This is a genomic window from Aequorivita sp. CRS11 (genome assembly GCF_059693805.1).
Genome location: NZ_JCATIG010000002.1, coordinates 517,177 through 533,045 on the forward strand (window position 1 = coordinate 517,177; position 15,869 = coordinate 533,045).

The 15,869-nt window shown below is 35.7% G+C and carries 9 protein-coding genes; 4 read left to right on the forward strand and 5 right to left on the reverse strand.

Features of this window, described 5'->3' with window-relative positions; genetic code table 11:
* Positions 1–11 precede the first annotated feature (11 nt).
* Complete coding sequence (locus tag AC58DT_RS05580) at positions 12–1,979, forward strand: tetratricopeptide repeat protein (RefSeq protein WP_497215848.1); 1,968 nt, start codon at positions 12–14, stop codon at positions 1,977–1,979.
* Positions 1,980–2,008: 29 nt separating this feature from the next.
* A complete protein-coding gene (locus AC58DT_RS05585; RefSeq protein WP_497215849.1) occupies positions 2,009–4,243 on the forward strand; it encodes a caspase family protein in 2,235 nt (744 codons plus the stop codon).
* A gap of 335 nt (positions 4,244–4,578) precedes the next feature.
* Here AC58DT_RS05585 and AC58DT_RS05590 read toward each other — a convergent pair whose 3' ends face one another.
* Positions 4,579–8,145, reverse strand: coding sequence for an ABC transporter permease/M1 family aminopeptidase (locus AC58DT_RS05590; RefSeq protein WP_497215850.1), 3,567 nt, complete (start codon positions 8,143–8,145; stop codon positions 4,579–4,581).
* 3 nt (positions 8,146–8,148) lie between these two features.
* On the reverse strand, positions 8,149–9,036 hold the full coding sequence (locus tag AC58DT_RS05595; RefSeq protein ID WP_497215851.1) for an ABC transporter ATP-binding protein: 888 nt from the start codon (positions 9,034–9,036) through the stop codon (positions 8,149–8,151).
* A 228-nt stretch (positions 9,037–9,264) separates the two neighbouring features.
* Between AC58DT_RS05595 and AC58DT_RS05600 the strand changes: the two genes are divergently transcribed.
* Both AC58DT_RS05600 and AC58DT_RS05605 read left to right on the forward strand, forming a co-directional pair.
* Entirely contained in the window at positions 9,265–10,392 is a 1,128-nt protein-coding gene (locus AC58DT_RS05600) for a sensor histidine kinase (protein ID WP_497215852.1), read from the forward strand.
* The gene (locus AC58DT_RS05605; RefSeq protein WP_497215853.1) at positions 10,385–11,083 is read left to right on the forward strand and encodes a LytR/AlgR family response regulator transcription factor; all 699 of its coding nucleotides are present in this window, start codon (positions 10,385–10,387) and stop codon (positions 11,081–11,083) included. Before AC58DT_RS05600 ends, AC58DT_RS05605 begins: the two co-directional genes overlap by 8 nt.
* A 502-nt stretch (positions 11,084–11,585) precedes the next feature.
* Here the strand turns inward: AC58DT_RS05605 and AC58DT_RS05610 are convergent.
* The 3 genes from AC58DT_RS05610 to AC58DT_RS05620 all read right to left on the reverse strand — a co-directional run bounded on the left by AC58DT_RS05610 (position 11,586) and on the right by AC58DT_RS05620 (position 15,856).
* Positions 11,586–12,311 (reverse strand): NAD(P)-dependent oxidoreductase, encoded by a 726-nt coding sequence (locus tag AC58DT_RS05610; protein ID WP_497215854.1) that lies wholly within the window; start codon positions 12,309–12,311, stop codon positions 11,586–11,588.
* A 318-nt stretch (positions 12,312–12,629) separates the two neighbouring features.
* A complete protein-coding gene (locus AC58DT_RS05615; protein WP_497215944.1) occupies positions 12,630–15,119 on the reverse strand; it encodes an ABC transporter permease in 2,490 nt (829 codons plus the stop codon).
* 47 nt (positions 15,120–15,166) lie between these two features.
* Positions 15,167–15,856, reverse strand: coding sequence for an ABC transporter ATP-binding protein (locus AC58DT_RS05620; RefSeq protein ID WP_497215855.1), 690 nt, complete (start codon positions 15,854–15,856; stop codon positions 15,167–15,169).
* Between the last annotated feature and the right edge of the window lie 13 nt (positions 15,857–15,869).

A 15,869-nucleotide genomic window follows, 5' to 3' on the forward strand; every position in this document is an offset into this window, starting at 1 on the left:
AACCAGACTGTATGAAATTAAAATCCTTTTTTAAGCAGTGCCATGAAAAGGAAGTCTTTAAAATGTTGTCCATTTATATAGTATCTGCATGGGTAATTTTGCAGGTACTTTCCATTACTTGGCAACCTTTGGGGCTTCCCCAGAAATCTGTTGCTTTCTTAATTATCGTACTGCTGCTTTGTTTTCCCCTTTATATATTTTTTCTATGGAAATTTCGTGTTGCGCCGCTACATAAAACGGAAACGGAAATTGACGAAAAGGAGAAGAAGAAAAGAACCGCTTTTCAAAAAATGTATTTCTCTTCCTTGGGCATCATTACTTCTTTATGCGTAATTGCTGTTTTTCTAATAGTTAATAGGAATTTTTCACAAACAGATTCCAACATCCTTCCCAAAGTAGTAAAAAGCGATAAGATTGCAGTGCTCAAGTTTGGAAACAATACGGGCGACCCACAATATGATATAGTAAGCAAAATGGCTGCTGACTGGATTATCCACGGTATAACCGAAAACAACGTGGCGCAAGTAATAACGCAAGATCAGGTAGATGAATACCGAAGTATTTTAAAGGGAAAGAATATCGAGGAAAATGAAAGCACCATTGTTAAGGAATACTTAAAGCCAAGTAAAATTATTTCCGGAAATTTTTTTCTGAAGAACGGAAACCTTCTTTTTCAGGGAATGCTTACTGACGGAAAGACCAACAAAACCAATATTTCTTTTAAACCCACAGAGTGTGCGGCCGAAAATCCTTTGAATTGTATTGAAGAACTTAATGAATCCATAACAGGCTATTTCATAACGGAAGATCAGAAAAAGCTGATGTTGCAGGATGCGCCTCCAAAATATGACGCCTATAAATATTTGCTTGAAGCAAAATATAGCAATGACAATGAAGAATATATCAATTTATTAAACAAAGCCATTACTGCAGATTCTACCTATTTTGAACCGAAGGTTTTGCGCGTTGCCCACTATTACAATCTTGGTGAATACAAAACTGCAGATTCATTATTAAAGCAAATAAAGCCAGATTCCTATAGAAACAAAAGACAGTTGAACCTCTTAAATATGTATGAAGCCTTACTGAAAGGAGAGAACCGAACCGTTTATAGAACTATTTTAAAGGAATATGAAATAGCACCTTTCGACCTGCAAACCAATAAAACTGCCATGGTGATTGCGCTTCAATATGTGAATCGGCCACAGGATGTGGATGCCATTTACAAAACGGTGGCTATGGACAGCATGAACCTTCAAAATTGTGCAGATTGTACCATACGTATCTACGTAAAAGCCTATGCCGATATTGAACTGGGTAAATACAGTTCGGCGATACAGCTTATGGAGAACACCCAGAAAGAGGTGGAGGCAAAGCTGTTGAACAGGCCTTTGGTAATTGCTTATATAAGGGCTGGAAAAGAGGAGAAATTGGATCAATTTTTCCGAAAAATAAATATCGTTTCAAGCCCAGCCGAGGCTCAAGAACTTTATCTGCAAGCGGGAAAGGAGTATTTGTTGAAAGGTGAAAAGGAGAAAGCCGTTGAATACTTCAATAAAATAATAAATACTGAAAAGGAAACGGTAGTCTCAAAAATGCTGGCCGATGCTTTTTTCTATAAAGAAGAATATGAAAAAGCACAGCGTATTTTAAAAGAAGTGTATTCACAGGAGCCGGAAAACAGTGATGTTTTGGTGAAATTGGCCATTAGCAACCAAAAGATTGGAAAAGTAGCTGATGCTGAAAAAAACCTAAACACTTTGGAAAATTTACGGGCAGACCACCAGTTTGGGGAAATAGATTACGCCCTTGGTCAATATTACGCCGCAACAGATAATGAAACAGAACTATACAAACATTTGCTAAAAGCCGCAGCCAATGGACATTTGTACCATTGGAAATTTTTTAAAAACGATCCCCAATTCATAGATTACAATAAAACAAAAGCGTTTGAGGAGGTTATGGACTTTTGGAAATAACCCTTAAACCTTTATAAAACCATATTGCAATGGCAAAACTCAAAAACGCACACGCACTATTGATTGGGGTAGGTGCCGATTTACCCGAAACCGTAACCGATGCCAAGGCGTTGTACAAAATATTGAGCGATAAGGAACACGGCAGTTATTACAAGAAAAACATAAAAAAACTTACCGGAAAGAAAGCAACGCGCCTAGGCATCCTCAAAGCCTTTGATGATCTGTTGGAACGAACCGATGAAGATTCCTCTGTACTGCTATTTTATTCAGGGCATGGTGGTATGTATAGCGATAATACCTTCATAAAGGATGAAGCCAAAAAGAAGCCTGAGGCCGAGAACCAAAAATATTTCCACCTGTGCCCCAATGATTATGACCCCAATAACTACAAAAACACGTGGATAAAGGCAGAAGAGATAAAATACAAGATTTCACAATTGAAATCCAGAAGGTTGATATTCTTTTTGGACTGCTGCCACGCTGCGGGAATGACGGCTGGGGTTTCGGGCTTAAATTCTCAGCCCCGGCGTACCAATGCAGATGGTCTAGCCCAAAATTTGGACGATGGCCGTGGCATGACCATAGTTTCTGCTTGCCGGGCAGAGCAGTTGAGTGTTATTTTGGACGGTGACAAAAACAGCCTTTTCACCAAATGTATGATTGAAGTATTACGCGGAGACGCCAAATATGATGCAAGTGATCCCTTTGTACGCATATTTGAGGTAGTACAGTACATATTTAAAAAGGTGCCAGAGATATATCCAGATCAAAACCCATACGCGAACCTTCAAGTATTTGAGGATTTTGTGGTGAGCTTTGCTTCAAAATTAATAGATGAAAATGCAGATGAAGCTGAAATTGAAGCTTTAGCAGAAGCTTCTAATACTCCTAAAAAAGAACCTGTTACAAAATTTAGGGAAACAGAAAACAGTAATAGTGCCATTCTGTTTGTGCATGGCTTTTCCGGGGATGCAGAAAACACCTTTTCGGAAGCACCAAAACTGTTGATGGCCAATGAAGATATGGACGGTTGGGATATGTTTCCGTTAGGTTATAGCGGCAACATAGTGCCCGAAATGGGTAAGAATATCTGGGCTTGCGCAAGTGATATAAAGCGTAATTCAGACTTTTTGCTTACTTCAATAAAAAATAAGTTTTCCAAGTATAAGCGTATCGCCATTGTTGCACACGATTTGGGAGGCATAGTAGCACAGCAGGCTTTACTGGAACTTGAAAAGCATGATTTGGACAGAATAAGCCATGTGCTTTTCTTTGGAACACCCAGTAATGGTTTGCCCGAAATTGAGCTAAAAAACTTTTTTACATATAGCGCCGAGGAAAAGGAGCTGAAGGAGGGGAGTCCCTATATGCAAAGGCTTAGAAATGCTTGGAATGGAAAATTTCAACACAAATATCCCTTTAAATTTAAGACCATTGCCGCCACAGAGGATGCGTATGTACCCATGAGCTCTAGCTTGGAGCCATTTCCGAAGGAGTTTCAAGAGGTTGTGGAAGCGGATCACTTTTCCTTGGTGCAGATTGACGACATAAATGACGATAGTTATCAGTTATTGCTGAATAGCTTAATGAACAAGAGTTTCCTCAATACATTTTCAAATAAGGAAGAAATAAATATTGCTTTAGGAGAATACAATGCTGTAATAAATTCGTTGTTACCCAACTTGAAAACCCTTGACAGCAAAGGCTTGGAGCGATTGATGTACGCCTTGGAAGGCGCCGGGAGAGAGGATGAGGTAACAAAAATATTGGAGGAGCATCCACTGGCAAAAGATAATTCCAAATTGTTGGGTATTTTAGGAGAACGCTACAAACGCCAATACCTTAACAGTTCAAGTACAGAAGATTTAAAGAAGGCTTTAAAACATTATGTTGAAGCTCTTAAAATAGCTGAAGAAAAACAAGATTATTCCCAAATCTATTTTCACGCCATAAATCTAGCATTTTTAAACCTGCAGCAAGAAGATAAAGCAGCAATGGTAAGCTATGCAGATCAAGCATTTGAAGCCACCGAAAAAGATCCGTTTCCGAGTTTGTGGAAATTGGCGACGCTTGGGGAGTTATTTCTTTACAAGGGAGATTTTGAAAAATCTAAGGACCATTATACAAAAGCGGCATCGATGGCCGACCTGCGCCAAAAAATATCCATACACGCTAATGCCTATAATGCATACGTAAGCTTAATGCAGACTGATAATCCTACTGATCCATTTATTAAGTTCTTAAAGCTTCAATTTTTAACGTAGTAAATATTTTAGGGGAAAGTAGTTTGAGAATTCACTGTTGGGTTATAAGTATAAACAAATGGGTATGTTTCAAAATATTCTATTTTACATAATATAAATTATAGAACGCATAAAGCAAATAGCTCATACCGCGTATTTTACATAAAATCAGATATTGCTTCACGCCGTAAGCTATATCGTCAGCTTTTAAGCAACCAAGGTTATTTGCGGTTCATACCAACCCCATATTTTATCATATCAGATTTATAACCTTTAAAGAAATCGTCAACAATAATGTAAAAGCCTATTTGTTGTTCCTAAAATTCACAGCTAATATAATTTGTCGGTATATAAAATTACTCTCTGTTAAATCTAAATATATTATCAACTAAATTCTCATCAGTTCTTGTTCCATAAGGATCAATAGCAATGTAATTGGGAATTTCGCTTACTATTAACTTAACTTCAGTGATTTCTTTATTGATTTGATTTGACTCATAATACAATACGGAGCTACCCTCTTTAACTAATGATGGATGCGTTGTAAAGGCTCCAATTTTAATAGGTTCGTTTATTCCTATTTGGATTATTTCTCCATTATTTATCGTTTCAAAACGCTTCGCTTTTACGGTTGCAGTAATTTCATAAGTACCATTTTCTAAGGCTACATAAGAACTCTTCACAATGCTTAAGTCATACGTTATTACTTTTTTAAACCAGTCGTCAATTAAATGATGCTGCTCTTTTGGTGTAACGTCATAAACCAAATCCAAAAATTCAATAGTATTTGCTTCCAAAGTATTACTGTTACGATATTTATCGCTTATTGTTTTTAAAACATGGTTTACTTTTTCTTCGCTGATAAGGTCTCGCAATGCGAGCATAACGTTTAATGTTTTTCCATAAGAAATATAACCTTGACCAAGTACTTTATAAACTGGTGGTTCTAGCTCACTTGCAAAAGATCTTCCTGAAAAATAACGACTTCTAGCATTTTCACTCAATTCATAAACAGCACGTTTGCCATACATTTTTTCCATGACAACGGCTTCGGTATATTTTGCAAACCCTTCTACAAAAATAGACCCACCTGCTACTGGTTTTGCAGATAGCGTATGTCCCCAATATTGATGTGCTACTTCATGGATGGTCCTTTTAGCAACCAAATTGAAAGTTTCTTCGTTTCTAACATCTGCTAAATATAATCGGTCTTCAACCATACTTATCACTCCTGGATGTGCAAAGCCTCCAAATGACCAATGTGAAGGAATTTCTGCTATTCTAACATAATCGAAAGCATAGTCTCCAAAGTTTTCCTCACAATAATCTATGGTTTTTTTGGTGCTGTTTTCAATGTCTTCAATGTTAAATGAATGAGCTTCATCGAAATACTGCTCAATAGAAATGCCTTTGTAATCCACTTTTTTAGCTTTATAGTTTGCTGAAAAATAAGCGATCATTGGAATGATTTTATTCTTAGTTTTATAGTGAAAGTAATTTCTATTATTTTCTGACCATTGTTTTACCAAGTTACCAGAACTCATTGCCGTTTGGTTGATACTTGTAGATACAATAGTTTCAAAGTTTATTTTTTCATTGTTAAAATCTTCAAGAGCAATATGTTCATCTGAAATGATTTCTTCTTCACGCTTTGGCAAATTTCTCTTTTTCCGTTCTACTTTGTCAGTAATTTCTAATCCAGAGCTATAGCCCAATAGAGGTTCGAAATCTCTGTGTGTTATATAAGTACCATTATTTACAATGGTTTTGTCTTCTTCATAACCTTTAAGTTCATGTTTTAATTCAAAAATATAGCGTACAGTATCGTTGGGCTGTAACGGTTTTTCAAATTGAAATATATAAATACCATAGACACTATTATGTGTTAATAAATTTGCATTTTCAATAGCGATGGCTTCTAAAGGAAGACGCTCCGTGACAAATACTTTTGACAAGGGCTGGTCACTTCCGTTTTTCAACATATAATCTGCTTTTATGGTATAGCGTCTACTTTCAGGAAAAATAGCGACTTCTGTTTTTCTGGATATGGCATACGGTCGCTCTAAATCTTCATACTGTTTGAATTTTTTTTCATATTGTTCTCTAAATTCTAAATTGTCATCTGTTGTTACATAATCTGAAATGATATTCAAATTATAAAAAACCACACTTCCGAAGCTTATAAATACTATGATTAATAATGAAAAAGATACTTTTTGAAAATTTGAAAAACCACTTTTAAGTGATTTTAGTTTGGTCGGAAAATTAGACACTACGCCTCTATTCCAAATTTTAAAAGAGACGAATACCAGCAACAATCCAAAAGATAACCAATAGATTGCCAAATGGTTAAATAGGTTTAATGCACCATAAAAACCATTCATATTAGTATAAGAAATTCTAGGCATGAACCCAAGACTTGTTAAAGGGTGTTCAAGTCCAATTGCATCAGATTTTAAACTTAACAGCACAAACAAACCAAAAACACCCATACCTAAGTATTTGCTTTTTGCCAAACTGTTAATAAATAAACCAATCATACTAAATACAGCAAGTTGCAATCCGTAATGATAATATAAGGATGCATATTGGCTAAACTCAAAATTTGTGTAGTTTAAGCGTACCTGAAACAGGATGCACATTATAATTCCAGTGGTAATTAAAATAACTGGTAACAATAAAATGGCAAAGAACTTAGAGAGAAAGAACACACTATTTTTTGTCGGTACGGCATCAACAATTAAGTTGAAGTTCAAGCTGCGCTCTTTCCAAACAATTTCGGAACAATAAAAAATAATTAAAATGAGGCTAAAAAGCGTTAACGGGTTTACAATTAAACTTATGAGTTGATTTGTAAATGGATATTGACTCACGCCATATTCTCCACCACTAATAACTGTGCTATATAATTCTGAAAACACAATAGCTAACCACATAATTAATACGGCAATAAATGGCAAACTTTTAAACACACTTTTCAATTCTATCTTGAGCAAAGAGAAAAATGCTAGATACTGTGCTTTAAAATTATGTATTGTCTGTAAAGGTTTATACGCTATTAATAGGTTATTTTGGCTCTTTACTTTTTTGGTTTTATTTACTTTTTTAGAGATTTTTCTAAAAGAGAACAATCTGTAAGTACCAAATAAAATAGCCAAACCTACAACTATCCAAACTAATCTATTCCATAAAAACAATCCGGAAAAAGATAGTAATTGTGAGTTTTTTTGAAAAGGTGTCCAGTATTGTGTTTGTTCAAAAAAAGCAGCAATACCAAATGGATCTGCAACTGCAGCAATAGCCATACTTTCTGGTGATGCTGGAACGGCTTGTGCCAATAATGGCGAATTTAGAAAGAGGGAACTTACAAAATATAACATATAAACAAAAACGGCACTTACATAGGTTGCAATACTATTTTTTGTTAAGGTACAAACAGAAAATATGATGGCAGAACATATAAATATGTTAGGCACTACTATATATAACCAAGGTTGTACATAAGTTAGCAATTGAAATTTGCCTAAACGTTCTGCATCTAAATCAGAAAAATAGTTTCCGAAGATATAGCCTAATATAAATGGTGTAAAAGCCAAGACACTAAAAATAAAGGTACCTATAAACCGACTCCAGAAGTAATGTGCCTTTTGTATTGAAGAACTGTAAATGAGCGATTCCATATTATATTGCTTATCTCTAAGCATAGCACTAATGGCAAAGAACATGATGATAAAAACACTTCCTAAAGTAAACAAACTTGTGTGGAAATATACTTGATATACAGAATTATAATTAACACCTGTTGGTGCAAACCCTTGTCTACCAACAAAAACACCCAAGCATAAAAATAGAACAGCGAACATTGGAAATGCACGTTGTTTAAACTGATAAAAAACTTCAAATTTTAATAATTTTGTAAACATAACTTATTGCATTTTTACTGAATTATTAAAAAGCATAGCGAAATAAAAATCTTCCAAATTTGGTGTAATAGCTTCAAAACTATCTTCAGGTATATAATCTGATAGCACTCTAATTTGTGTATCACCTGCAACTAATTTTGTTGAGATGACATCGAATGTTTTTTTATACACTTCAATGTCCTTTTTAGGTACCATCTTTGTCCATATTTTACCTTCAATACTCGCCACTAAATCTTTCGGATTTCCCTCAGAAATAATTTCACCATTAGATAATATGGCCATTTTCGGGCATAAGTTTCTAACATCTTCTACAATGTGTGTGGATAAAATAACAATAACGTTCTCCCCTATTTCACTCAATAGGTTTAAAAAGCGATTGCTTTCTTCTGGATCTAAGCCTGCTGTTGGCTCATCAACAATAATTACTTGCGGATTTCCTAATAAGGCTTGTGCAATCCCAAAACGTTGACGCATACCACCAGAAAATGTATACACTGATTTTTTTCTGTGTTGATACAAATTAACCTGTTGCAACAATGCTGTTACTTGCTCTTTACGTTGCTTTGTATCTAATATTCCTTTTAAAACTGCTAAATGATTTAACAATTTTTCGCACGAAATCTTTGGATACACACCAAACTCTTGTGGTAAATAGCCTAAATGTTTTCTTATATTTTCTGGTTTTTTAATGATATCAGAACCATTAAAGAAAATACTTCCAGAAGAAGGCTCTTGTAAGGATGCAATGGTTCGCATTAAGGAAGACTTACCAGCTCCATTGGCTCCTAACAAACCAAACATTCCGTTGGTAATTTCTAAATTAATGTCGTTCAATGCCCTGACACCATTAGGATAGGTCTTGCTTAAATTATTGATTTGTAACGTATTCATAACTGTTGATTTTTAATTGATGTGCTGTTTTAGTTTTAATTTGTGACAAACATAAATTGAAGAAAGCCTCCTTTATAATTTATATGATGTATAACATTATTATAAAGTCATATGTAATGAAAAACAGCATCAATTCTGTTCATGCAAAAAACAATAGCGTTGAATTGCATTTTACTAGTGTCTATCAACTTTCTTGTTAATGCAGGATTACATACATACTTTTGTTCTATGGTTGAGTACATCAAAAAATACAGAGCCTTTTTAATTGCACTAATTATCATACCCATATTTTATATGTTGGATTATTTTGGTGTTATAAATGTTCCAGATGATGATCCAATTGAAGTTATATTAATCACCCTGTTTTGGTGCTTGGCGATTGCGTTGCCTATTCATAATTACAACTATTTAAAGCGTAAAGGTGTTACCATTCTTAAGGTTATAGTGCTGATTGTTGTTTTTATCGTAACATTAGGTGTGGATACTTTAATGGATATGCCAGATAACCCAGTGACTTTTATACTACTAATGGGGTTTTGGATAGGTGTTGTGTATTTGCTGATTCCTTCATTCATAAAAAAGTATTGGAAACTTATTGTACTTATCTATTTACCGTTATTTATTTATTTTCTTTATTTAAGGCTGTTTTCTGGTGGTTTAGAAGCCTATTTAGAAATTAAGAAAGATTATCCATTCTACGTGTTCTTTTTACCCATTCCAGTTTTATTTTTCGTTTGGGTTTATGAACAGTGGAAATGGTTTAGAGATTTAAAAGCTGAAAAATCTAAAACTGAACTTTCCCTTTTAAGAACGCAGATGAATCCTCATTTTTTCTTTAACACCTTAAATAATCTGTATGCATTAACAGTTAAAAACTCGGAGAAAGCACCAGAAGTAATTTTAAAGTTATCGGATATGATGCGATATACCATTTATGAAGGTGAAAAGGACATGGTAAAAATTAAGGACGAAATAGAATATTTAAATAATTACATTGAATTACATAAAATACGATATAAAAAGTCTGTAGAGATTACATTTAACCATGATGTGGATACAAGTTTAACTATTGCTCCTTTACTGTATATTATTCTTTTAGAAAATGCCTTCAAACATGGCATTGAAACTTTAGCTGAAAACGCTTTTATACATATTAACTTAAATGAAGAAACAGATTTCATTGTTTTTTCAATTGAAAATAATTTTGATCCTAATGAAATAAGCATATCAAACGGAATAGGATTACAAAATTTAAAAAGAAGACTATCTTTATTATATAAAAATAAACATGAATTAAAAGTGGATGTATCAAATAACCTATATAAAACAACCTTAAAGATTGCTAAACATGCTTAAGTTTATAATTATTGATGATGAACCGTTGGCTCATGAAATAATTGAAGAGTTTTGTAGCATGTTACCACATTTACAATTAGAAAAAAATTGCTACAGCGCTATGGAAGCCATGCAGTACTTAAATGAAAATACTGTCGATTTTATTTTTTTGGATATTAATATGCCTAAATTAAAAGGTTTAGATTTTTTAAAAACATTATCAAATCCTCCAAAAACCATAGTTACAACGGCTTATAAAGAGCATGCAATTGAAGGTTTTGAGTTAAACGTTGTAGATTATATTTTAAAGCCTTTTAGTTTTGACCGTTTAGTGAAAGCTGTAAATAAAGTTTCTGAAACACAATTGTCCAAAACAGTCTCAAAAGAATTTACCCCTGAAACCTTCACGCGATTCTTTATAAAAGGTGATAAAAAGCATCATCAAATAGATTTGAAAGATCTCCTTTATATAGAAGCTTACGGAAACTACACCAAACTATTTTTAAAGAATGAAATGATTATTAGCCACGAAAAAATATCGTATTTTGAATCTATTTTAAATAACGATAATTTTTTAAGAGTTCATAAATCGTTTCTTGTTGTTGTAGATAAAATTAAATTTATAGAAGGTAATCGTATTTTAATAGACGATTATAAAATTCCTATAGGACAAACATACAAAAGCAATGTAAATAAGCTATATAACAGTTAATTACCATTCCACACATGTTACGCTTTCCTCCTATGGTTCGACTACGCTCACCACAGGCCAGTCGCATAAAAAGTGTTCTATTAACATTGCAGAAGAAAATTTTAGAATAAATTTTTTCGAGACACTATAGTAACAACTTCCGCTTTTAACCAAACCGACGAAGGAGATTCGCAAACACCTAATTATCAAATAGAAATGAAGCGAGTAAACCTCAAGTTTCATAACGAGAGAAGAATATATTAATAAGGTTTAAAAAGAATAACTAGAATAATAAATATACCTATTAATGTAAAGTGTAAAGTATTTATAGCGTATTTATAGCGTATATATAGTATGTTTATAGTATGTATATAGCGTAAATAACATATTTCATATTTATAGCTATCCCATTATAATTTCATTTTTGCAATAAAACTATAGCACATCCATACTAGCGGAAATGTTCAATAGATTGTCACCCTGTGCTCACAATAACGGTTGATAGCATTCACCAAAAAGTAAATTACACCGTTGCGCTATAGATTACCGGCATTTTTCCTTTCCATTTAGCCCATAAATCGGAATCATCGATTAAACGGGCCATAAAGTGGGCCACATTTATCCGGCTTACTTTGCCTGCATTAAAAATGGCGCTTCGTGTTGGAGAAGGATAAATTTTATAATCCGTTACCATTTCCTCATTTATCAAACCATCGGGTCGCACTGCTGTCCATTCAACATAGGGATTATTTTGCCCAATTTCAATACGCAAATAATCCGCCGCTTTTTCGTTGTCAACATGCGGCGGCAGCAACAAGCGAAGCAACCCAATAACACATTTTTGGGCGAAGGAAATAGATTCGTCTAAATCGCGATTGCGGTTTCCTGTGGTGTTCATCAAAATAAATTTCACTGCCCTTTGCGGTTTATTGAATTTTATCGCATCGCATAACCGTCGCGTAACATCCGTTACCAATTTTCTAGGTTGTCCATAAATACCTTTCCAGGTTAGATTGTGCCCAAGACAAGACGCCACGGCATCACAATCCTTTACTATTTCGCGCATTTCGGCATCACTTAAATCCAAAACACTGGCAGTTATTATTTGAAGATTATCATTCGTTTTCCAAGCGTCAGGAAGTTTTTCGGGAGATCGTACAATTATTTTCACCCTGTGGTTTAGCATTAAAAGTTGTTCCACTAATTTACTGCCCGTGGCACCACTTGCTCCTACTACTAAAATTGTCATATTGCATTATTTGGATGGTTACTCTATTTATAGGACGAACTACTTCGGTAATTGTTTCTTATTTTAATATAGCTGTATGTATTTAATAAGCAGCTATTTATCTATTAATGATTAAATATAAATAATTATTTAGAAAAAGAAATTCGGCTTCGTTATTAATAGCTTGTTTAATAAAATATAATCAATAAATCATACATTTTTCCGAAGTATATCCAAAGCCGTGAAAAAAGAAGAAAGACTAAAGAAACCAAAAAGAAGTCATTATAACAGAATAGACAACAGACAACAGACAACAGAATACAGACTACCGCCCCACGCCTAACTCCTCCGAAGCACCTCCAGCGGTGAGCTCCGTAAAACCTCTCGAATATTGCTCAACCCAATCCCCAAAACCAAAAGTGATATACCCGGCAAGAAAATCAGGAACGGAATAAGCGAAGGCATAAAGGGTTCTTCAAATACAAATATTGCCAATAGCAAGCTGCTAAGTAACGCCAAAAGGATACCCAAGAGACTTCCCAAGATTCCCAAAAACAGATACTCCAGGGCGGTAATAGCGATTATTTGTTTGTTTTTTGCACCCAGAGTGCGCAGTAGCACACTTTCCTTTATGCGCTGGTATTTGCTGGTTCGCACGGAGCCTATCAACACTATAATCCCGGTTAGAATACTGAAAAACGCCATAAAGTTGATGATCCAACTTACCTTGTCCAATATATCTTCTATTACAGTAAACATCTGTCTTAGATCTATCACAGACACATTGGGGAATTTCTTCACCAAGTCACGTTGCAACTTGGCCGAACTTTCCTCTGTTGGCGCATAGGTTGACAATACATTAAATTGTGGCGCATTTTCCAAGACTCCTTTTGGGTAAACGATAGAGAAATTGGGTTGCAAGGTAGTCCAATCCACTTTTCGAATGCTGCTAACAACCGTTTCCATAAGCACCCCCTGCACATTGAAAACCAGTGCATCGCCTAGCGTTACATTGGCATCTTCGGCTAGGTTTTCGGAAATAGAGATTTGGATTTTATCACCCTGTTTGTGCTCAGCAACCCACTCCCCTGCTACAATTTCCTCAGACTTTGTAAGGGCACTGCGATAAGTGGTTCTAAATTCGTGGTTTAAAAGCCAGCCTTTTATTTGGGCTGTAGTATCGACTCGTAAGCTGCTTACCAACTCATTTTTAATGCTGTGCATCCGCATGGTAACCAGCGGAATATTATTCAATACATTCAGATCATTTGCTTTAAAGGTATTCATCACCTCTGTTACTTGGTCTGGTTGCACATCCAAAGTTATCAAGTTTGCACTTTCTGAGGTTTGGCCGATGGTTGCTTTATCCAGCAAAATATCCTTTGTGAAATATAGTGTACTGATTAAAAAAGTTCCCAAACCAATGGCTACCAATAGCACTATGGTTTGATTGTTAGGCCGAAATAAATTCAGTAAACTTTGCCGTGTGGTAAACCGTGCGCCTTTTGGAAAATAGGTTTTAACCAATTTCATGGTTCCACTTGCAATACCTGCTAGCACTCCGAAGGTTACAAGAATACCGCCAATAAAGGCTAATGCAAATAACCAATCTTTCAGCAACCAATAGGAAAAGGCGTAAAGAAATAAAACAACTAAAGCAATAACGCCATAGGTGGCTTTTTTTGATTGTTTTGAGGATTCCCCGCTAAAGCGCAGCACTTCCAATGGCGAAACGTACCAAGTTCGCAATAACGGTAGCAAGGCAAATAAAACCGACATCACTAAGCCCAAGAGAACGCCCATGATTATAGGTTGGGCAGAAATGCTAATAATTATATCGAAGGGTAAAAACTCTTTTAATACAAAGGGGAAAAGTTCCTGCAGCCCCACTCCTATCGCAGTCCCGATGATACCTCCTAAGATGCCTATTCCTGCAATCTGAATCAGAAATATTAAAAAGCTTTGTTTTCTGGATGCACCCAAACATTTTAAGACGGCAATTGCCTTTACTTTTTCCTTAATATAGATATTAACCGAGCTGGCAATTCCTACGCAGCCCAGCAAAAGTGCAATAAAAGCAGTTAAGTTAAGAAAGGAACTAACATTGTCATACCTGCGCCCCAATCTGCTGCTGGTGCTAGTGTGCGTATCCAAATCTGTATTTTCTGCCTCGAGCATCGGTTGCAAGCTGTCTTCAAGTGCCACCAGATCTACATTGGGTTGTTTGTAATAATATTGGTATTCCTTCCGGCTTCCAAACTGTAATAATTCGGTATCGGCCACAAGCCTATATGGAATTATAACCAAAGGCGCTACTGAACTGGAGACGGCATTATTACCGGGAATAGCATTTAATGCGCCAGCGATGGGCAGGGTTATTTCACCTATTTTTATTGAATCGCCAGCTTGAAGGTTGTATTGCAACATCAAGGTAGCATCTACCAAAGCACTGCCTAAAGCTTGATAGGAAGTAGCGGCGCCAACAGGTTGTGTTTTAAGCTCTCCATAAAAAGGAAAATCCCCCTGCAAACCACGCACACGTACTAATTTAGTGCCATTGTTTTTGGGGAAAGCCACCATCGACACAAAGTTTACTTCCGAAGCATCTGGGTTTAATGAATCAATAATTGCTTGTGCGCGTTCGTTGGGAAGCTGATCACTATCAATCGTAAAATCGGCCCCCATCAACGATTTTGATTGTCGTTGGATATTATCGGTAAGGTTTTGGCTGAATAACTGTATGGAAACCACGGCAGCAATCCCCAAAATAATGGACGCCATAAACAGTAGCAATCGCGCTCTGCTCGCCTTTGCATCGCGCCAAGCCATCTTAAAAAGCCAAGCGTTGTTTAAGTTTGATTGTAACTGAGGTTTGTTCAAATTGTTGCAGTTGTTTCATTCGTTAAAATCTTACCACCTTTCAATCTTAAAATTTGCTGTGTTCTTACTGCTAAATCCAAATCGTGGGTTATGATCACAAGCGTGGTACCTGCCTGTTCATTGAGTTCAAAAAGTAACTGTATTACCTTCTCTCCTGTTTCTTCGTCAAGATTTCCGGTAGGTTCGTCTGCAAATAAAATTGAAGGCTTGTTGGAAAATGCCCTTGCCACCGCTACCCTTTGTTGTTCGCCCCCAGACAGTTGTGATGGATAGTGGTGAACGCGATCTGCCAGACCCACTTTTTCTAATAGTTCCTTTGCTCTGCTATCAGCATTTTTTGCGCCTTGCAGTTCCAAAGGCACGCTTACATTTTCAAGCGCCGTTAAGGTTGGCAATAATTGAAAGTCCTGAAAAATAAACCCAACTTCCTCATTGCGCAGTTGTGCGCGTTCATCCTCGTTGAGGCTGCTTAAATTATGTCCGCATAATTCCACCGTCCCAGCACTGGGGGTGTCTAAGCCTGCAGCTAAACCTAATAAAGTTGTCTTTCCACTTCCAGAGGGCCCAACGATAGAGAATGTTTGTCCTTTTTTCACTTCAAACGAAACATTTTGAAGAACCGTTAATTGCTTCGAACCGTTTTTATAAGTTTTCTCCAGCCCGTTAATCTTTAATATCTTTGTCATTTAAATTTTATAA